16 protein-coding genes are annotated in these 18,837 nt (G+C 74.1%); 10 read left to right on the forward strand and 6 right to left on the reverse strand.

The features are described 5' to 3' along the window. Window position 1 precedes the first annotated feature (1 nt). Window positions 2-1,393: an MFS transporter gene (locus ACZ7MX_RS35330; RefSeq protein ID WP_472138240.1), complete on the reverse strand. Its 1,392-nt coding sequence runs from the start codon at window positions 1,391-1,393 to the stop codon at window positions 2-4. Window positions 1,394-1,637: 244 nt separating this feature from the next. Here ACZ7MX_RS35330 and ACZ7MX_RS35335 point away from each other — a divergent pair, with 244 nt between their 5' ends. After that, complete coding sequence (locus ACZ7MX_RS35335; protein WP_472138242.1) at window positions 1,638-2,915, forward strand: type ISP restriction/modification enzyme; 1,278 nt, start codon at window positions 1,638-1,640, stop codon at window positions 2,913-2,915. Window positions 2,916-2,971: 56 nt separating this feature from the next. On the opposite strand, the gene ACZ7MX_RS35340 is transcribed toward ACZ7MX_RS35335, so the two are convergent. The 4 genes from ACZ7MX_RS35340 to ACZ7MX_RS35355 form a co-directional block, all read right to left on the reverse strand. After that, a complete protein-coding gene (locus ACZ7MX_RS35340) occupies window positions 2,972-3,700 on the reverse strand; it encodes a TetR/AcrR family transcriptional regulator (protein ID WP_472138243.1) in 729 nt (242 codons plus the stop codon). A 175-nt stretch (window positions 3,701-3,875) separates the two neighbouring features. Next, window positions 3,876-4,139 (reverse strand): hypothetical protein, encoded by a 264-nt coding sequence (locus ACZ7MX_RS35345; protein WP_030415749.1) that lies wholly within the window; start codon window positions 4,137-4,139, stop codon window positions 3,876-3,878. A 286-nt stretch (window positions 4,140-4,425) separates the two neighbouring features. Then, a complete protein-coding gene (locus ACZ7MX_RS35350) occupies window positions 4,426-5,232 on the reverse strand; it encodes an SGNH/GDSL hydrolase family protein (protein ID WP_472138244.1) in 807 nt (268 codons plus the stop codon). 134 nt (window positions 5,233-5,366) lie between these two features. Next, entirely contained in the window at window positions 5,367-6,077 is a 711-nt protein-coding gene (locus tag ACZ7MX_RS35355) for a DUF1275 family protein (protein ID WP_472138246.1), read from the reverse strand. A gap of 222 nt (window positions 6,078-6,299) precedes the next feature. Here ACZ7MX_RS35355 and ACZ7MX_RS35360 point away from each other — a divergent pair, with 222 nt between their 5' ends. The 6 genes from ACZ7MX_RS35360 (at window position 6,300) to ACZ7MX_RS35385 (ending at window position 14,630) form a co-directional block, all read left to right on the forward strand. Next, the gene (locus tag ACZ7MX_RS35360) at window positions 6,300-6,749 is read left to right on the forward strand and encodes a hypothetical protein (RefSeq protein WP_472138248.1); all 450 of its coding nucleotides are present in this window, start codon (window positions 6,300-6,302) and stop codon (window positions 6,747-6,749) included. Between the two features lie 35 nt (window positions 6,750-6,784). After that, entirely contained in the window at window positions 6,785-7,879 is a 1,095-nt protein-coding gene (locus tag ACZ7MX_RS35365) for a GNAT family N-acetyltransferase (protein ID WP_472138250.1), read from the forward strand. Window positions 7,880-8,368: 489 nt separating this feature from the next. Next, window positions 8,369-9,181, forward strand: coding sequence for a glycosyltransferase family 2 protein (locus ACZ7MX_RS35370; RefSeq protein WP_472138252.1), 813 nt, complete (start codon window positions 8,369-8,371; stop codon window positions 9,179-9,181). Further along, window positions 9,178-10,278 (forward strand): glycosyltransferase family 2 protein, encoded by a 1,101-nt coding sequence (locus ACZ7MX_RS35375; RefSeq protein WP_472138254.1) that lies wholly within the window; start codon window positions 9,178-9,180, stop codon window positions 10,276-10,278. Before ACZ7MX_RS35370 ends, ACZ7MX_RS35375 begins: the two co-directional genes overlap by 4 nt. Next, window positions 10,275-11,081 (forward strand): polysaccharide deacetylase family protein, encoded by an 807-nt coding sequence (locus tag ACZ7MX_RS35380; RefSeq protein ID WP_472138256.1) that lies wholly within the window; start codon window positions 10,275-10,277, stop codon window positions 11,079-11,081. Before ACZ7MX_RS35375 ends, ACZ7MX_RS35380 begins: the two co-directional genes overlap by 4 nt. Window positions 11,082-11,132: 51 nt before the next feature. Then, on the forward strand, window positions 11,133-14,630 hold the full coding sequence (locus ACZ7MX_RS35385; protein ID WP_472138258.1) for a lipopolysaccharide biosynthesis protein: 3,498 nt from the start codon (window positions 11,133-11,135) through the stop codon (window positions 14,628-14,630). 6 nt (window positions 14,631-14,636) lie between these two features. On the opposite strand, the gene ACZ7MX_RS35390 is transcribed toward ACZ7MX_RS35385, so the two are convergent. Next, window positions 14,637-15,968, reverse strand: a complete 1,332-nt coding sequence (locus ACZ7MX_RS35390) for a xylan 1,4-beta-xylosidase (protein WP_472138260.1) — start codon at window positions 15,966-15,968, stop codon at window positions 14,637-14,639. A gap of 229 nt (window positions 15,969-16,197) precedes the next feature. On the opposite strand from ACZ7MX_RS35390, the gene ACZ7MX_RS35395 reads away from it, so the two are divergent. The 3 genes from ACZ7MX_RS35395 to ACZ7MX_RS35405 all read left to right on the forward strand — a co-directional run bounded on the left by ACZ7MX_RS35395 (window position 16,198) and on the right by ACZ7MX_RS35405 (window position 18,818). Beyond that, window positions 16,198-16,599 carry an SH3 domain-containing protein gene (locus tag ACZ7MX_RS35395; RefSeq protein WP_472138262.1) on the forward strand — a complete coding sequence of 134 codons (402 nt, stop codon included), beginning with the start codon at window positions 16,198-16,200 and terminating at the stop codon, window positions 16,597-16,599. Window positions 16,600-16,735: 136 nt separating this feature from the next. Further along, window positions 16,736-17,794, forward strand: coding sequence for a phage baseplate protein (locus tag ACZ7MX_RS35400; RefSeq protein ID WP_472138263.1), 1,059 nt, complete (start codon window positions 16,736-16,738; stop codon window positions 17,792-17,794). A gap of 154 nt (window positions 17,795-17,948) precedes the next feature. Continuing rightward, window positions 17,949-18,818, forward strand: a complete 870-nt coding sequence (locus ACZ7MX_RS35405) for a helix-turn-helix domain-containing protein (protein WP_472138265.1) — start codon at window positions 17,949-17,951, stop codon at window positions 18,816-18,818. Window positions 18,819-18,837 lie beyond the last annotated feature (19 nt).

The following is an 18,837-nucleotide window of genomic DNA, read 5'->3' on the forward strand; positions in this document are numbered from 1 at the left end:
GTCAGATCCGTTCCAGGCTGCGCCCCGTGCTGCGCGGGCCCAGCGCCGCCACGTTCGCGCACAGCAGCAGCATCAGGCCGGCGGAGCCGGTGAAGACCGCGGCGGGGCCGAGTTCCGTGAGGGCGGGGAGGGCGACGAAGGGGAGGACGACGGAGGTGAGCCGGGAGAGCGAGTAGGCGATGCCGATCGCGCTGCTGCGCAGGCCGGTCGGGAAGATCTCCGTCTGGTAGACGTGGAAGGCGTTGGAGAAGACGTTGCCGGCCACCGTCAGCAGGAAGCCGAAGGCGACGATCGCCCAGGTGGCGTCGGCGAAGCCGAAGGCCAGGCCGCAGCCGGCGATGGCCAGGGCGGAGGCGATGATCAGGGTGCGGCGCTCGATCCGGTCGATGAGCGGGACGGAGAGCGCGGAGCCCAGCGGGTAGCCGCAGAAGCTCAGCGCTGCGTAGAGCAGCGACTCGGTGACGGTGTGGCCCTTCGCGGTGAGCACCAGCGGCGCCAGGGAGCCGAAGCCGTAGTAGCCGACGGTCTGCAGTACCTGGAAGATCCACCACATGACGGTCCGCCGGCGGAAGTCGCCGCGGAACATCGCGGCCAGCGGCACCCGCCGCTCCGGGACCGGCTCGGTCTCCGGTACGGAGGGCAGGCTGCCGCCGGTCTCCCGGGCCACCCGCTCCTCCAGCCCGGCCACGATCCGCTCGGCCTCCTCGTGCCGTCCGTGCACGGTCAACCACCGGGCGGATTCGGGGAGTTGGCGGCGCATCAGCTGGATGAACGCGGCGCCGAGCGCACCGGCCACCAGCAGCCAGCGCCAGCCGTCGATGCCCAGCAGCCGGTGCGCGGCCACCAGCCGGGCGCCGAGCAGTGCGACGACCGGCACGCCGACGAAGCCCAGGGTGTAGGCGTGGGCGAGGTACCGGCCGCGTACCGCCCGGGGCAGGAATTCGGCGAGGTAGGTGTCCACCAGGACGAGTTCGGCTCCCAGGCCCAGGCCCGCCAGGAAGCGCAGCGCCAGCAGCCACGGCAGGTCCGGGGCGAAGGCGGCGGCCAGCGAGAACACCGAGTAGGCGCCGAGGTTGACCAGGAACATCCGGCGCCGCCCCAGCCGGTCGGCGAGCACCGAGAGCAGGTTCGCGCCGACGAACATGCCGAGGAAGCCGGCGGCGATCACCCAGGACTTCGCGGTGTGGCCGAGGTGCCACTGTTCGGCGAGGACGGCGGCGAGCACTCCGCCGAGGAAGATCTCGTAGAGGTCGAAGAAGGCGCCGATGCCGACGACGAGGGTGATCCGGCGGTGCCACCGGGACGGTGGCAGCCGGTCCAGCCGTGCGGCGGCCCGGTTGCCGATGGGGCTTCCCCCGCGCCGTTCCGGCGTGGGGGAGGTGGTGTCCGTCATGGCGGTCCTCCCCTGAGCAGGTCCCGGCGCGATGGGGTCCCCGCGCCGTTCAGGCGTCGGGGAGGAGCAGCGTCCGCACCGCGGTGCCGGTCGTACGGCGAGGACCGTACTCCGCCAAGATCAGTAAGCGGAAGACCGCGTCGGGTCGTCCCGGAGGGTGGATCCGGTCCGGCCGGCCGGGCGGAGCGGCGGGGGCCGTCGCTACCATGCCGGGGTCAACCGAACGGTCCGGGAGGGGCTCCGCGTGACGGCGAAGCAGGACGCGCCACGGCTGTCCGATCTCATGCCGTGGTCCGTGGCGCCGCTGCGGCTCGGCCGTTCCTGGGTCCGGTCGCCGGATCCGGCGGCGCTGCGGGCCCGTTGGCGGGCGCTGGTGGCCGCCGGGGACACCGCGGCCCGCGAGCGCCTGTTCCGGCCGTCGCGGGCCCGGACCCTGTACTCCGCGGTCGGCCAGCTGCCGGGCCAGCGGACCGCCACCGGGCGGCTGTACCGCGCGGACGGCCCGTGTCCCGAGCCGGTGCGGATCCAGCACGGCCCGTTCGACCAGCAGTGGCTGCTGCCCGACCACCGGCTGATCGATGCGGCCCGGCCCGAGCTGTGGCGGGTGGCGGACGCCCGGCAGTTGTACGCGGTCGAGCCGGGCCGGCTGCCGCAGCCGGCCGGGCCCGCGGTGGTGTGCGCGGCGCTGCTGCCCGACGGGCGGTCACCGGCCGGGCGCCCCGGCCGGATCCATCCGCTCTACCGGCGGCCCGGTGGCCGGGAGCCGAACCTCGCCCCCGGGCTGCTCGCCCTGCTCTCCCGCCGGCTGGACCGCCCGGTGGAGCCGGCGCAGTTGCTCGCCTGGGTGGCCGCGAGCGCCCGGCACTCCCCCGACGGTGCCGTGGTGCCGCTGACCGCCGATGCCGGGGTGTGGACGCGGGGCGTGGCGCTGGGCGAGCGGCTGCTGTGGCTGTACACCCGGGGCGGGTACGTGCCCGGGGACGGCCCGCCGGAGGGCTGCGCGGGTCCCGGCGGGCGGCCCCGGATGCCGGGCGGCCGCCGCCCGTACGTCCGTTCCGCGCTGCCGGCCCGGGGGCTGCCGGAGACCCTGGCGTACGACCCGGCGGACGAGGCGCTGCTGCTCGGCGACGGCGGCCGGATCTCCCCGGTGCCGCAGGGCGCGTGGGACTTCTCGGCGGGCGGGGTGCGGGTGCTGGCGGACTGGTTCGCCGGCCGCACCGGTGCGGCCGAGGACGGTACGGCGACGCCGCCGGAGGCCGGTTCGCTGGCGGCGCTGGGTCCGGCGGACTGGCCGCGGGAGTGGACCTCGGAGTTGCTGGAGCTGATCACCGTGCTGGCGCTGCTGGCCGAACTTGCGCCGCAACAGGAGGAGTTGGCGGTGGCCACCGCGGATGCGCCGCAGTTGCCGGCCGGTGAGCTGCGCGCCGCGGGCGTGCTGCCTCCGCCGTCCTCGGCCCGCCGCCCGGCGTCCGTGCTGGACCACCACGAGGAGGGCCCGGACGGGCAGTTCGCGCTGGTGTGACCGCCGTGGGCCGGTGGCCCGGTGGCTGTCCGGGCCCGTGGCCGGTCGGGCGGTGGCTACCCGGCGGCCGGGCCCGCGTAGGCGTCGAGGACCCGGCCGATGAGCCGGTCGAAGACCTCGTCGGGGTCGCCGACCGGTCCGCTGCCGGCCAGCACCCGGGCGATGAGGGGGTACCGGCCGGTGGCCACCGCCGACGTCAGATAGCCGGCCTGGGCCGCCTGCCGCTGTTCCGGGCTGTGGCCGGATTCCTTGGCGCGCTCGGCGGCCGCCTGCTCGGCGGAGGCCATGGAGACGACGGTGCCGTTGAGCATCGAGATCAGTTCGAGCTTGAGCGCGTCGTCGAGCCCGGAGTCCTCCAGTACGGCGAGGGAGTGTTCCATGTAGCGCAGCGCGTTGGGCCCGAGGAAGGTGTGGGACAGCACGGCGCCCGGCAGCCAGGGGTGCCGGCGCATCATCGCGCGGGCCTGGCGGGCGAGCTGGAGCAGATCGGCGCGCCAGTCGCCGGACGGGCGGTCGGGCAGCCGGTATTCGCCGACGGCGAGGTCGACCATGAGGTCGATCAGGTCGCCCTTGCCGGGGACGTAGTTGTAGAGCGACATCGTGGCGCAGCCGACCGCGGTCGCCACCCGTCGCATGGAGACCGCCGCGAGCCCGGACTCGTCGGCGATCCGCACCGCGGCCTCGGCGATCTCGTCGCGGGTGAAGGCGGGGCGGGGGCCGCGGCCGGTCCGCTCGGGGCGTGCCCAGATCACCTCGGGTCCGGCCGCGCGGCCGCTTGCTGCCATGGATCGATCACCTCGCCACCATCCTAGTGACGTACCGCGCACGTCAGGGGGCGGTGCCGGCCGGCTCCGGAGGGGCGGCACGAAAAAACCACCCGTCACGTCGTGACGGGTGGTTGGGAGCGGACCGGCCGGGCGGGGACGGGCCGGCCGCCCGAGGTGCCGTGTGACGAACGGCTCAGCCGTGTCCGCCGAAGAGCGAGCGCCGCAGCCTGCGCAGCGGCGCGAACAGCGACACCCTGGCGCCGCGGCCGTTCCTCGTCCGCAGGTGGTCGCGCGCGGTGAGCTCCTGCATCAGCGAGGTCGCGCCTTCCGCCTCCCGCTGCGGGATGGCGGGGCCACCCAGCACCGCGAGGTGGCGGTCGAGGCGCGCACTGGACGCACCGCTCCCGCAATTGATCGCAGGGACTCTGGCCCTGCTACGCACTGTTATCTGTTCCATGACTCTCCCCACCCTTACGAGGGCACCCGGCCCGGGCAGGGTAACCCTATCTCTCTTGGAGGACACGCGTGCAGACCGGTCAACGGATTCACCTGCCTCGCCATGACGTTGACGCACACCATACGGAATGTCACCTAAAGGCCGTGTACCAGGGGGAGTTGACGGTGCGGAAGTTTCCGGAAGGAGGGCTTCCGCACGGCCGGCGGGCCGCCCGGTCCGCCGGGGAGAGACCGGGATCTCACGGACACTCCCCGGCGCCCGGGACGCGCCCCCGGGGTGCGGCTCGTCAGGCGGCGGAGCCGAACACCGGCAGATAGCCGCCGGAGTGGCCGGCGGAGGTCGGGTGGTAGGACTCGTCGACGGGGAAGGTCACGCTGTGCAGCCAGGCGCTGCCGGAGCACAGCTCGTGGCCGGCGAAGGTGGTGTTGACGTCGGCGAAGGCGAAGCCGTGGTCGGCGGCGCGCTTGGCGATGACGCCGTTGAGGTCGTCGGCCGCGTCGTCGATGGCGGTGCGGGACTTCTCGGAGAGGCCCGCGAAGCAGCTTCCGCCGATCTTGTAGAAGCGCGGGTAGCCCAGGACCACCACGTGCGCGGCCGGGGCCTTCTGGGAGATGGCGCTGTACACGGTGTCGAGCTTGCCGGGGAGGGTGTTGTCGATGTACGTCCTGGCCTGCGCGACCCGGGCCAGGCAGGCGCTCTCGCCCTGGAGCGCACAGGTCGTCATGGTGTCGGCGAAACCGGCGTCGTTGCCGCCGACGGTGATGCTGACCAGGCCCGTGGAGCTGTTGAGCGGGCCGAGCTGTCCGCTGACAACATCACCCGTTCGGGCGCCGGAACAGGCGGTGAACTGGAAGGAGGAGGGGGAGTGTGCGGCGGCCCACAGGGCCGGGTACGCCTTGCTGCTGCGCTTGCAGGAGCCGCTGGCGCTGTCGTAACTGCCGGTGCCGACGCCCGAGGAGTAGGAGTCGCCGAGCGCCACGTAGCCGGTTGCGGTGGGGAGTTGGGCGGACGCGGCGGCGCTCGCGCCGGTGAGCGCGAGCGCCGTGGTGACGAAGAAGGCGGACGTCACGGCCGCGAATCGGGACAGTCTCATGGAACCTCCCTTAGCAGGATCTCTGCCACATCCGTCGTAGCAAGACTCGCGGGTAACCGGAAGTGTCCATGCCAAAGGTAGTTTTGTGTTCACGGTAAATGTGCCGATGCGGGCGGATGTTCACTGCTCCTGCCCTAGCCCTCGGGGTGGTGCTCGCGCCGGACCAGTGCGGGCACCACCGCCGCGGTGCCCGCCAGGAACGCCGCCACGAGCAGGATCACCAGCGCCGGACGGGTGCCCAGGCCGAGCAGCGCGGCCCCGAGCAGACCGCCCGCGAACATCGCGCCCACCGAGAGCAGGCGCCGGAGTGCCGTCCGGCTGCCATGGCCCAGCCGCTTGTCGTGCCCCAGCACCGAACCGCTGACCAGCGCCGTCATCGTGCGGGTCGCCACGGTGGTGGTGAGGTCGGGCGGGGCGGACCGCATGGCGGTGACGTTGCGCATGCCCATCGCCAGTGCCATCAGCCCGATGACCGCGTAGCGCCGGCCCGGCGGCAGTCCGGGGGCCGGATCCATCCCCCAGGCGACCGCCGCCGCGCCGGCCAGCAGGGCCGCCTCGGTGAACAGGCCGGCCGGGAACCACTGCTGCTCCCGCGCGGCCAGTCCGGACTCCCACCGGGCTCCGAGGGCCGCGCCCAGGGCGAAGGCACCGAGCGAGACCGCCGTCGCCAGCACGGGCAGCCCGCCCTGGCCCGCCACACCGAAGCCGAGGAAGAGCAGATTGCCGGTCTGCATGGCGGAGAAGACCTGGCCCAGCGTCAGAAAGGTGACCGCGTCCACCACGCCGGTGGCCACGGTCAGACACACCATGACCACCGTCAGGGCGATTCCGCTCGGCGGCTCCACGGGCCCGGCTCCTTCCCGCGGGCACCTCACCTCGCGCTCTCGCCCCCAGTCTGCGCGGGACCGGCCCCCGGCCACGGCCATTGCGCCGTCTGTGGGCGGCCCGGTGACCCGCACCCGCCGCCCGGGTTGCGGTCGTTTCCGGCCTTCTTCATGCCTTGACGGTGCTCCGGGCGTTACGCGACATTGAGCCCGGCATCCGGCCGGGGGAGGGCAGAGCCGCTCATGCAGACGGACACCATCCGGGGCGACGGCCCGTACGAGCCGTCCCCGCCCGGCGCACCGCCCGCGGCGCACGCACCGCCGGGCGGCATGGTCCGGTCACTGGCCCTGGGTGCCGCGCTCGCGGCCGGCGCGATGGGGGCGGTACTGGCGCTCACCGGTCTCGATTCGCCGTTGCGCGCGCCGTTCACGCTCTTCTTCCTCCTGATGGCGCCGGCCGGGGCGTTCGCGGTGGCGCTCGGGCGGATGGATCCGCTCGGCCGGGCGGTGGTGGCCGGCGCCGGTGCGCTCGCCGTCGACCTGCTGGTGGCCCAGGCGATGCTGGCGCTGCATCTGTGGTCGGTGCGCGGCGGGGTGCTCGCCGTGGCGGCGTTCAGCGCTGTGCTGCTGCTGGGCTGCGCGGTACGGCGCCGGACCGGCCGGGCGCGGCCACGCGGTACGGGCCGGCCGTAGGGACCGGCCGTACGGACGGAGGGGGACGCACGGACATGGAGATCACGGTGCACCGGCCGGGCGAGCTGACCGGGGCCGAACGCGACGCCTGGGCCGCGCTGCAGGCCGGGGCGCGGGCGAGCGGGGCGCCGCAGCTGGCGAACCCGTTCCTCTCCCCCGCCTTCGCGCTGGCCGTCGGCCGCTGCCGGAGCGACGTACGGATCGCGGTGCTGCGGGAGGACGGCCGCCCGGCCGGGTTCCTGCCCTTCCAGCGGTCCGCGCTCGGGGCGGGCCGGGCGATCGGCCTGGGCCTGTCGGACGCGCAGGGGCTGGTGCACCGCCCGGGCCTGCGGTGGGACGCCCGGGAACTGCTCCGGGCGTGCGGGCTGGCGGTGCTGGAGTTCGACCACCTCGTGGCGGGCCAGGACGCCTTCGAAACCCGCTCGTCCGGGCGGTTCGCCTCGCCGGTCGTCGATGTGGACCAGGGCTTCGAGGCGTATCTGGCCGGACTGCGGGCGCGCTCGCCGAAGTTCGCCCGGACCACCCTGGCCAAGGAGCGCCGGCTCGGCCGGGACGTCGGGCCGCTGCGCCACGTCCACGACGAGCGCGATCCGGCGGCGCTGCGCACGCTGCTGCGGTGGAAGTCCGCGCAGTACCGCAGGACCGGCCGCAGCGACCGCTTCGCGCACCCCTGGATCGTGCGGCTGGTGCAGCAGTTGTTCCACACGCGCACGGAGTCCTGCACCGGGCTGCTGTCCGTGCTGTACGCCGGTGAGCGGCCGGTCGCGGCACACTTCGGGCTGCGTTCCGATTCCGTGCTCGCCTGTTGGTTCCCGGCCTACGACCCGCAGTTCGCGAAGTATTCGCCCGGACTCGTGCTGCATCTGGGCATGGCGCGGGCGGCGGCCGCGGAGTCGCTCGGATATCTCGATCTGGGGCGCGGCGCGAAGGATTACAAGGATTACCTCAAAACCCGTGAACTCATGGTGTCCGAGGGTTGGGTGAGACGACGGCATCCGGCCGCCCCGGTGCATTGGGTGCGGCGCGCGCCGGTGCGTGCGCTGCGCAATGCGGTGCTCGCCCGCCCCGAGTGGTTCGATCCCGCGGACCGCCTGCTCAAGCGGGTCGGGCGGCTCCGGACCGGACACTGATTCCAGCGCTCGTACGGGCCTTTCGGTCCGGTATTCCGCGGCATTTCGCAAAGGCCGGGAGGGCGTACGCCGGTGCATGAATACAGGCGTACATCAGTACGCAGTGGCCAATTGCCCTAAAGCCTATTTGACATGCAACGTCTTGCCTTAGAGTCCTCCTCGTCCATTCCGTCGCACTTCATTTCCGACGCACTTCCAGCCGCATCGGACGATGACCGCCGTGCTGTTCCGGGGGAGGAGCAGCCGGGGAAAGCGTCCGGTGCGGTGCGCGGTGGGGGGTCTGGTGCATCTGGTCCTCGGCGGCCGACCGCGGTCTGCCGGGGCCCGGTCACGAGCCGCGCTTTCTCCGGTCACGCCTATCGGCTCGCCCTGTCCGCACGGTGCTCCGCGCCGCGCCGGCCAGGGGTGCGGACCCCCCTGTCGGACCCGGATATCAGCACGGACCGCCCGGGGGCGGGCGGTCCACCGGACGAGAGGGAAAGAAATCCCATGAGTGCGTTTCTTCGCCCGGCCGATGCGGATGAGCCGCTGACGCTGCTGCCGGACCAGGCCGTCTACCGTCCCGTCTCCTCACACCTGGCCATCGCGCCGCCCGTCAGCGTCGTCATCCCGGCGATGAACGAGGCGGCGAACCTCCCGCATGTCTTCAAGACCCTCCCGGACTGGATCCACGAAGTGGTCCTGGTCGACGGGAACTCCACCGACGACACCGTCCGGGTCGCCCGCGAGCTGTGGCCGGGCGTCACCGTCGTACCGCAGCACGGCAAGGGCAAGGGGGACGCGCTGATCAGCGGGTTCGCGGCCTGCACCGGCGAGATCATCGTGATGGTCGACGCGGACGGCTCGGCCGACGGCGGCGAGATCGTCAGCTACGTCTCGGCGCTGGTGTCCGGCGCGGACTTCGCCAAGGGCTCACGCTTCGCCAACGGCGGCGGCACGGACGACATGACGTGGATCCGCCGGCTCGGCAACCGGATGCTGACCGCCCTCGTCAACGCCAAGTTCGGCGCGCGCTACACCGACCTGTGCTACGGCTACAACGCCTTCTGGCGCCGCTGCCTGGGTCAACTCGCCCTGGACTGCGCCGGGTTCGAGGTCGAGACGCTGATGAACATCCGGGTGGTCAAGGCCGGCCTGCGGGTGCAGGAGATCCCCAGCCACGAGTACCCCCGCATCCACGGCGACAGCAATCTGCGGGCGGTCCGCGACGGACTGCGGGTGCTGAAGGTGATCGCCCGCGAACGGGGGGCCGGGCGGAAACGGGTGCCCCGCCCTGCGCTGCTCACCGGGGAGGCCCGATGAGCCCCGGCAGACGGGTGGCCGGGCCGGCGGTGGGACCGGCGCTGCGGATCTCCGTCGTCATCTGCGTGCACACGGAGGACCGCTGGGCCGACATCCTGGCCGCGGTGGCCTCGGTGCGCGGCCAGTCCCACCCCGCCCATGAGGTGCTGCTGGTGGTCGACCACCATGCGCGGCTGCTCGACCGGCTCCGGGAGCACTTCGGGGGCGCCCGCGCGGGCGCGTCCGCTCCCGGTGCGCCGCCGGTGCCCGTGCTGATCATGGCCAATTCCGGCCCCCGCGGGCTGTCCGCGGGCCGGAACACCGGGATCGCCGCGGCGGACGGCGAGGTCATCGCGTTCCTCGACGACGACGCGGTCGCCGAGCGGGACTGGCTGCGCCACTTCGCCGCGGCCTACGCGGATCCGGCAGTGCTGGCGGTCGGCGGGCGCACCGAGCCGGTGTGGGCGTCCGGTCGCCGGCCGGTGTGGTTCCCCGAGGAGTTCGACTGGGTGGTGGGCTGCACGTACCGCGGTCTGCCGCCGGGGAAGGTGCGGGTGCGCAACGTGCTCGGCGGCAACGCCTCGTTCCGCAGGATCGCCTTCGACCTCGTCGGCGGGTTCCCGATAGGGATCGGGCGGGACGGTGACCGGCGGCCGCTCGGCTGCGAGGAGACCGAGCTGTGCATCCGGATCAGCCGTACCCTCCCGGACGCGGTGCTGCTGATCGACGATCGTGCGGTGATCCACCACCGGGTGCCGGCCGAGCGGCAGCGGTTCGGCTACTTCCGCCGCCGGGCCTACGCGGAGGGCCTGTCCAAGGCCCTGGTGACACGGAGCGTCGGCGCCCGGGACGGGCTGGCGGCCGAGCGGCGCCACACCGCCCGGGTGCTGCCCGCGGGCGTGCTGCGCGGGCTGCGCGACGCGCTGCTCGGACGCCCGGGCGGGGCCGGCCGGGCGGGCGCGATCCTGGCCGGCACGGCGGCCGCCGCGGCCGGCTACGCCCGGGGCACCCTCCGCGCCCGCACCGGCTCAAGTACGCGATACGACAAGGGAGTTGATACCTTCCCCGACGACGGCGCGACCGCCGTGACCGCCGCGCACGAAGGAGCGGCGGTATGAGCGACGACCGCCCCCCGAGAGTGCCCATCCTGATGTACCACGCGGTGACCTTCGCCCCGACCCCGGCCGTACGGGCGCTCTCCGTCACCCCGGACGCGTTCGCCGAGCAGCTCGCCGCGCTCGCCGACGGCGGCTTCACCCCGCTGACGGCCGCCGCCCTCGCCACGGCCTGGCGGGGCGGCGGCCCGCTCCCGGACCGGCCGGTGCTGATCACGTTCGACGACGGCTACGAGGGCGTCCACCGCTACGCCCTGCCCGCCCTCGCCCGGTACGGCTTCCCGGCCACCCTCTTCCTCTCCACCGGCTGGCTGCGCGGCCCGCACGACACCGGGGACGCACCGGACACCATGCTCGACTGGCGGCAGGTGCGCGAACTGGCCGCGGCCGGTGTGGAGATCGGCGGGCACAGCCACGGCCACCCCCCGCTGGACGGCCTCGACGACCGGCGGCTGCGGCACGAGGTGCGGCACTGCCGGGAGCTGATCGCCGACGAGGTGGGCTCGGCGCCGGAGTCCTTCGCGTATCCCTACGGCCACTCCGACCGGCGGGTGCGGGGGGTGGTGCGCGGGCTCGGCTTCCGGCAGGCGCTCGCGGTCGGCAATGCGCTCGCGGCCCGCGCCCAGGGCCCGTACGCGCTGGCCCGGCTGACCGTGCGGCGCCGTACCGGGGCCGGGGAGTTCGCCCGGCTCGTCGAGGGCCGCGGGCTGGTCCGCGCCTACGCCGCGGACCGGGTGCTCACCAAGGGGTACGCGCTGGTCCGCCGAGCCCGTCAGGTGGTGCGGCCGTGTCCGCCGGGCCCCTGACGCCGAGCCCGTCGCGGCCCCGCCGCGGCGGAAGAAGGAGCAGCCACGCCGGTGTCTGACACGACCACCCGGGCCGCGGAGCACCGGGCCCCGGAACCGGAGGCGCGGGCGTCCGCCGGCCGCGCGCCGGGCAGTCCGCTGTTCCGCAACGCCTATGCGCTGATGCTGAACACCTGTGTCTCCGGTCTGCTCGGCCTGGGGTTCTGGCTGGTCGCGGCCCGCTACTACTCAGAATCCGCGGTCGGCCAGGGGTCGGCGGCGATCGCCGCGATGAAGCTGCTGGCGGGGCTGACGGCGGTGACCCTGACCGGTGCGCTGGCCCGCTTCCTCCCGGTCGCCGGCCGCACCACCGGACGGCTGGTGCGGCGCACCTACCTGGGCAGCGCGGTCGTGGTGGCCCTCGCCGCCACCGCCTTCCTCCTCACCCTCGGCCTCTGGGGCCCCTCCTACCACTTCCTGCACGGCACGGCGGCCGGCGTCGGCTTCGTCGTGGCGGTGGTGGCCTGGTCGGTGCTCACCCTCCAGGACGGGGTGCTGACCGGGCTGCGCAGCGCCTTCTGGGTCCCGGCCGGCAACCTCGCCTTCTCCGCCGTGAAGCTGGGCCTGCTGGTCGTCCTCGCCGCCGCGTTCCCGACCGCCGGGGTCTTCGTGTCCTGGGCCGCGGCGATCGCGGTGTCGGTGCTGCCGCTGGGCTGGCTGGTCTTCCGGCGGCTGATCCCGCGCCACGTACGGGCCACCCGGCGGACCGCCCGGCCGCCGTCGCCCGGCGAACTGGCCCGCTTCCTGGCCGGCGACTCCACCGGCTCGCTCTTCTCGCTCGCCGTCGTCTACCTCGTACCGGTCCTGGTCGCCTCGCAGGTCGGCGCGGCGGACAACGCGTACTTCTACGTCACCACCACCATCGGCGGCACGGTCAATCTGCTGGCCCTCAACATGGGCGCCTCGCTGACCGTGGAAGGGGCGCACGACCCGGCGGAGCTGGCCCGGCACACCCGGGCCGCGCTGCGCCGGATGACCCGCATCATGCTGCCGGTCTGCCTCGCCCTGTTCCTCTTCGCGCCGTGGATCCTGGGTGTGTTCGGCCCCGGGTACGCACGGGCGGCGACGCCGCTGCTGCGCTGGTACGCGGTGGGTGCCGCCCTGCGGGTCGTGATGGAGGTGCACTTCGCGGTGTTGCGCGCCCGGAGCCGCACGTCCGGACTCGCCGCGCTGCAGGGCCTGTTGTGCGTCCTGGTGCTCGGGCTGACCCTGGTGCTGCTGCCGCACCGGGGGCTGGCCGGTGCCGGGATGGCCGAGGTCAGCAGCCTGACGGTGATCGTCGCGCTGGCCGCCCCGCGGCTCCGGCGGGTGCTGCGCGGCGGCACCGCCCCGGCGCCGCCGTGCCGGGTCCCCCCGGAAGGTCGCGCTCCGGACGGCGATCTGGCGGACCTGGCGGCCTACGGGGACCTGGGCGACGGTGCGTACGGGCTGCCGCGGGAGGCCGCCGTGCACCGGGGGCCGCCACCGCCCACCGCTCCCCCGCGGCGCGCCCGGCCCCGCCCCCGGCGCCGTACGGACCGGGCGGCCACCGCGCTCGTCGTGCTCCTGGCGGCCACCGCCGCGGCCCTCTTCTGGCTGCCGCTGCGCGGCCTGGGCGACACCGCCCTGGACCGGATGAACGGCCTCGGCCTGATCTCCGTCCTGCCCGGCGCGACCCTCGCCGGGGCGGCCCTCCTGGTGGCCGCGTTCGCCGCGGCGCTCCGACTCCCTCGGCAGCACCGGGCGCTGCTCGCGTTTCTTCTGCTGCTGACGGTGGTCGCCCTGCACGCCCTGCCCGCCGTGCTGGAGGCCGAACCGCGCTTCCCCACGGCCTGGCAGCACCTGGGATTCCTGGATCGCCTCGCCCGGACCGGGACGGCCGTACCGGACCTGGACGCGCGCTGGAGCTGGCCCGGTTTCTTCGCCGGGGCGCAGTTCCTCGCCGGCGCGTGCGGCGTCACCGACCTCACCGGACTCCTCCGCTGGTGGCCGCTCGCCCTCCAACTCCTCTACCTGGCACCGCTGTTCCTCCTGCTGAAGGCGGTGCGGGCCGGGTGGCGGGCGAAGTGGTGCGCGGCCTGGCTGTTCGTGCTGTGCGGCTGGGTCGGCCAGGACTACTTCTCCCCCCAGGGGTTCACCTACCTCCTCCACCTCTGCTTCGTCGCGATTCTGCTGGTGTGGTTCCGGGCCCCGCACCAGGACGCGGGCCGCCGCCGCCCGGGCGAGGCCGCCGTCCTGCCGGCCGGCCCCGGTCGTCGGGCGGTCCTGCTTGCCGTCCTCCTCGCCCTCTTCACGGCGTCCGTGGCGGGCCATCAGCTCACCCCCTTCGTGATGCTGGGGGTGCTCACCGTCCTGGTGGTGGCCCGCCGCTGCATCCTGCCGGGGCTGCCGCTGCTGCTCGGGGCGCTGGTCGCCGGGTGGGTGGGGTTCCTGGCCGAGCCCTACTGGTCGGGCCACTTCGACGAGCTGTTCGGCGGTCTCGGCGGCGTCGGCGCCAACGTCAGCTCGTCCGTCACGGACCGGATCAGCGGCGGCGATCCCACCCACCAGCTCGTCCTCCTCACCCGGGTGGCGCTGGCCGGCGGGGTGCTGGCGCTGGCCTGCTGGGGCTTCCTGCGCCGGCGCGCGGCCGGCTTCAGCGACCGCGCCCTGCTGACCCTGGCCGCCGTCCCGTTCCTGGCCTTCGGCCTGCAGTCGTACGGCGGCGAAATGGCCCTGCGGGTCTTCCTGTTCGCCCTGCCGGGTGCCTGCGCGCTGGCCGCCCTCGCCCTCTTCCCGCACGGTACGGCCGCCCGGCGCGGCATCCTCGGTCCGCTCGCCGCGCTGCTGACCGGTCTGCTCCTGACCGCCGGCTTCCTCGTCGCCCGGTGGGGCAACGAGCCCTTCGAGCGGGTCCGGCCGGGCGAGGTGGCCGCCATGGACTACGTCTACGCCCACGACCGCCCGACGGTGCGGCTGCTGTGGCTGAGCAACGACCCGGTGGGCAGCGTCACCCCGGCGATGCCCTGGGGCGCCAGGGACATGGAGCGGGTGGAGTACGTGCCGATCCTGGCGCCCCGCGACCCGGCCGCGGTGGTGTCGCTGGTCACCGCCCTCCGGAAGGCCGGTCCGCAGTCGTATCTGATCGTCAATCACGGCCAGTCGGAGTCACTGCGGCTGGACTCGGCGTACCCGCGGGGCTGGGAGCAGCGGCTGCGCACCGCCCTCGACGGCCGCCGGGACCTCCGGCGGGTGCTCGGCAACGCACACGCCGCGCTGTACACGCTCGCGCAGCGCCCGCCGGGCACGGCCCCCGCGCCCCATCCTGGTCCGGCCGGCCCCCGGGTGACCTGGACGCCCTGGTCGGTGCTGGGCGCGCTGTCCCTGCTCGCCCTGCTGGCGGTGCTCACCCTCCGCGAACTGCTCCGCGTGACGGCGCCCTCCCCCACTCCCCGGCAGCACCGGCGGCTCCAGGCGCTCTTCTGGTTCGCGGTGCCCCTGCTGCTGACGTTCCTGGCGTCCCTGGTCCAGCGTTTTCTGACGATGTCGTAGCAGCACTCACTCCGCGAGGGAGATCCACTGCACCCCGTACGCGTCCACCAGGCGCTCCTTTCCGCCCACGCGCACCGACCCCGGCCGTTCCGCGGTATTCACCAGCAGCGCCGTCCGCCCGTCGCTCAGCCCCAGGATGCCGTCGCTGCCGGTGGCCATTTCCCGGGGCTGGGCGCCCGGCGGAAAGGCCCGGGAAAAGCGCGCCAGCAGGCTCCACATGGGCAGTTCCCGCCCCCCGTCCGCCGATTCGGTACTGCTCCACAGGCACCCCGGGCAGTCCCGCCCGCCCTGCCCCTTCCCGGCCACCTCCGGGTTCCAGTAGAAGCCGCTGGCCGCGCCGCCCTCCGCCATCTCGATCAGCGCGACGGCCTGTGCGGCGACCCGCTTGCGCTCGCTCCAGCCGCTCCGCCCGCCCTTCTCGTCCGCGACCTCGACGTACCACTCCGCCCACCACAGCGGCAGCCCGGTCTTGTTCCGCAGCCACCGTCCCACCTCGGCGAACTTCCGGGCGGCGGTGAAGACCCCGGGGGCGTAACGGTCGTCCTTGCTGTAGCTGGACCCGTCGACGACCAGGAAATCCGCCCCGGCCTTGTGCCGGTTCCAGTAGGCGAAGGCGTCCAGCGTCCGCTGGTCGACATGCCCCCACGGGCCCTTGAGCGCCGACGGATACCGGTCGTCGCCCGGCACATAGCTGTCCATCACCAGATAGGGCCCGCCCACCTGGTTGCGCTTGTCGGCCTTCTTCAGCTCCTGGTACACGAGGTTGTACAGCCGGGTGTAATTCTCGGCGTCCCACCGCCCCTTGGCGTCGTCGAAGAACCCCTTGAATTCGTTCCAGACGACGAAATGCCGGATCTCCGGATAGCGTCGGGCGACCTTTCCGGCGAGCGCCGCGAAATCCGCGTAGTGCTCCGGTTCCGGGGCCTTCTCCAGCTTGCTCCAGTCCGTCCGGCCGGGCGTCCCGCCCTTCATCCAGTCCGGCGCACAGCACAGCGTCAGTACGGGCGTGCCGCCGGTGCGCCGGATCAGTGCCGTCCGCCGGTCCAGATCGTCGAATGCGTACCGTCCGGGGCTCGGTTCCGGGTTCCCCGCGCCCCAGCCCATGAGGTGCTGGTTCTGTGCCATCGGCTGCCCGGCGAGCAGGTGGGCCGCCCGTGTCACCGCCGCGTCCGCGCCCCGGTCCGCACTGAACTGGGTGTGCGTGAAGCCCCACCCGACCGCCGGCCCGGCCGCCCGTTGCGGCGTCGGCCCCTTGGCGTCCCGCTGCCCGCCCCCCGGTGCGCTCCACAGGACGAACAGCAGCCCCACGCCCAGCACCACCGCCCCGGCCACGATCACCCAGGCCGTACCCTGACGTTCCCCACCACGACGTAGCACACGGGCAGATTAACGAACCAACTGCCCAGTACATGCCGTTTCGGGGCAACGGGCGGGGGCTTCCCCGGCCGCGCCGGAGTTCCACTTCCTCCCTGGGACGGCTGGGACGGCATCGTCGGGCGGCCGGTCGGAAACGCTGAGCGAGCAGGGCACGCTCCGGTGCCGCTGCCAGTCGTTCGAGGAGGTTCCGATGAACCGACGCCTGTTCCGCAACGGTGTGGTCGCCCTGGTGGCCGCTCTCGCGATGGTCCCCGCGGTGGCGGTGGCCGACTCCGGTCCGTACCGCCATCCCGGGCGGCATGCGCACGCGGTCCACCACGGTGGTGGTGCACCGGGGGTGGCGGGCCGTCATGTCCATGACGCGCAGGGGGAGGTGGTGACGCCGCGCGGTGTGCCGCTGAACGTCCGCTCGGGGCCGGGTGTCGGGTACCGGGTGATCGATGAGCTGCGTTCGGGGAGCGTGCACGGGCTGCGGTGCACGACGACCGGCAGCCGCGTGCACGGCAACCCGTACTGGTACCGGCTCGCGCACCGGCCGGGCTATGTCTCCGCCCACTACGTCCATGCGTTCGGCACCGTTCCGTGGTGCTGAACGCCGTGGTGCTGCTGTCGGTGGCGCTGATACCGCCACGACGGGCGCCGCGCGGGTAGCGGCGTCCGGATGACCTCCGGCCGCCCGCCCGGGCACGACGGCGGGCGGGCGGGCGGACCGATTGCCTGGAGGCTTGATGAGCAGGGACTTCTCCGCGGCGGGGCCGGGACGCCGAGCGGTTCTCGGATGGCTCGGCGGTGCCGCGGTCGCGGGCGCGGTCGTCCCGGTGCGGCGGGCCCTCGCGGCGGCCGGTCCGCCGCGGACCGCGGCGGGGCGGGTGGTGGCTCCGCCGGACCGGGCGCTGCCCGCACTGGCCGCGGCGGGGCGGCAGTTCCTCGCCGGGCGGCTGCGGCACACCACCGTGCTGCAGTCGTTCGCCTTCGACGAGCGCCGGGGGCACATCTATGCAATGCAGGTGGTGGCGGGCGGCGTCCGGCTGGCGGGCGAGCGGGCGGCCGTCCCGCACGCGGCCCGGGTCCGGCGGGGCGATCTGTGCCTGAACCGGCTGGCGCTGGACGGATCACCGGCCGGGCACATGTATCTGAAGGGCTTCGGGCACGGCGGTTCGATCGGCCTGGAGGAGTCCTGGGACGGTGTCACGCTGTGGACCGAGTGGGACGCCAACCCCGCGTCCGGGTACGGGCGCGGGCTGTGCCGCTTCCGGTTCGAGGACGGGCGGGTGCTGTCGCGGGCCGCCCCCGGCCTGCGGACCTGCCGGCCGCTCCCCGGCTCCACCAGCAACTCCCCCGCCGTCGACCCGGTGTACCGGCGTCTGCTGCTGCGGTACAAGAGGAGGGGAGTACCGCACTTCGCGCTGCACGATCTCGACCGGTTCCGGGCCGGGTGGTTCCGGCCGCTGATCACCTTCGCCCAGCCCGGGGCCCGCCTCGGACTGCCCTTCCAGGGCATGGCCCTGCACGGCACGTCCGCGTACCAGTTGCTCGGCAGTGCGTACGGGGTGGGCAATCCGCCGTCCTCGGGCGGCAACGCCCGCCTCTACCGGATCGATCTGCGCACCGGCACGGTGGTGTGGCAGCAGATCGACCGGACGGCGCCGGAGTTGTCCCCGCGCGAGCCGGAGGGGCTGGCCGTATGGCGGGGCGGCGACGGCGGCCTGCCGCGGCTGTGCCTGGGCTTCACCGAGGGCCCGGCGGGCGGCCGCAGTTTCCGCCTGTACGAAAAAGCGCTCAACTGACCTTTCCCGCCCTTTTCGTACGGTGTGTCATCAACGCCTGGTCATGGGTACACATTCCGCCATCCAGGAGGAATCAGACGCCCCGGGCAACCGGTTGGGGCCTCTGCGGGGGAACCACTGCCGCATCACCGGCAGGGCGGTAAGGGAGGCGCACATGGTGTCCCGCTGGCGGCCGCTGCCCGACACACTCGATCCGGCCGGGCAGCTCCTGGCCCAGGAACTGCGCGTACTCAAGGAGCGGACCGCGCTGAGCCTGGACGGGCTGGCCCGGAAGACGCCGTACAGCAAGTCCGCGTGGCACCGCTACCTCAACGGCGAGAAGCTGCCGCCGCGCGCCGCGGTCGAGGCGCTGGGCCGGGTGGCCGGGGCGGACCAGCTCCCGCTGCTGGGGCTGTACGAAGCGGCGCACCGGGCCCGTACGGCACCGGCGCCCGCCGGGAACGCGCCGGCCGCCACGGAGTCCGGGCCGCCGGCGCCGGCGGACGGACCCGCCCGGCGGAAACTCCGCGGCGCCGCCGTCCTGATGGCCCTGACGGCCGTGCTGGCCACCGTGGGGGCGGCGGCCTCGATCGCGAGCATCCCGGCGCACGCCGTACGGGCCGAGTGGACGGCGCCCGACAGCTGCCACGGCCACCGGTGCCAGGGCCGCTACCCGAGTCGGTTCGGCTGCCACCGCGACGCCCGGACGGAGAGCACGATCACGGACGCCACCTACACCGTGCGACTGCTCTTCAGCCCGTCCTGCGGCACGGTCTGGTCGGAGGTGCGGCCGCGTTCCGGCGGCGCGCAGAAGGTGTCGATCTGGGTGGGCCGCGACGCCCGGCTCACCTCGCATCCGGGCGGCCGCACGGGACGCGCGGTCAGCCCGATGCTGGCCACGGAGGACCTGCACAGCGCGGTGGCCTGCGCCCGGGTGGCCGACCGGGTCGCCTGCACCGGCGCCCTCGAACTCAAAACCCCGGCCCGCCCCGGCCCCGACCACGACCTGCCGGACCCCACCTTCCTGCTCCACGCGGCCCGCTGAGGCCGCTTCGAGGTGGGGG

It is taken from the genome of Streptomyces sp. NPDC107765 (assembly GCF_055657085.1).

Coding starts and splice junctions, on each gene's coding strand:
- ACZ7MX_RS35330 (WP_472138240.1), bottom strand. CDS start 1,393: ATGACGGACACCACCTCCCCCACGCCGGAACGGCGCGGGGGAAGCCCC.
- ACZ7MX_RS35340 (WP_472138243.1), bottom strand. CDS start 3,700: ATGGCAGCAAGCGGCCGCGCGGCCGGACCCGAGGTGATCTGGGCACGC.
- ACZ7MX_RS35345 (WP_030415749.1), bottom strand. CDS start 4,139: ATGGAACAGATAACAGTGCGTAGCAGGGCCAGAGTCCCTGCGATCAAT.
- ACZ7MX_RS35350 (WP_472138244.1), bottom strand. CDS start 5,232: ATGAGACTGTCCCGATTCGCGGCCGTGACGTCCGCCTTCTTCGTCACC.
- ACZ7MX_RS35360 (WP_472138248.1), top strand. CDS start 6,300: ATGCAGACGGACACCATCCGGGGCGACGGCCCGTACGAGCCGTCCCCG.
- ACZ7MX_RS35365 (WP_472138250.1), top strand. CDS start 6,785: ATGGAGATCACGGTGCACCGGCCGGGCGAGCTGACCGGGGCCGAACGC.
- ACZ7MX_RS35370 (WP_472138252.1), top strand. CDS start 8,369: ATGAGTGCGTTTCTTCGCCCGGCCGATGCGGATGAGCCGCTGACGCTG.
- ACZ7MX_RS35375 (WP_472138254.1), top strand. CDS start 9,178: ATGAGCCCCGGCAGACGGGTGGCCGGGCCGGCGGTGGGACCGGCGCTG.
- ACZ7MX_RS35380 (WP_472138256.1), top strand. CDS start 10,275: ATGAGCGACGACCGCCCCCCGAGAGTGCCCATCCTGATGTACCACGCG.
- ACZ7MX_RS35395 (WP_472138262.1), top strand. CDS start 16,198: ATGAACCGACGCCTGTTCCGCAACGGTGTGGTCGCCCTGGTGGCCGCT.
- ACZ7MX_RS35400 (WP_472138263.1), top strand. CDS start 16,736: ATGAGCAGGGACTTCTCCGCGGCGGGGCCGGGACGCCGAGCGGTTCTC.
- ACZ7MX_RS35405 (WP_472138265.1), top strand. CDS start 17,949: ATGGTGTCCCGCTGGCGGCCGCTGCCCGACACACTCGATCCGGCCGGG.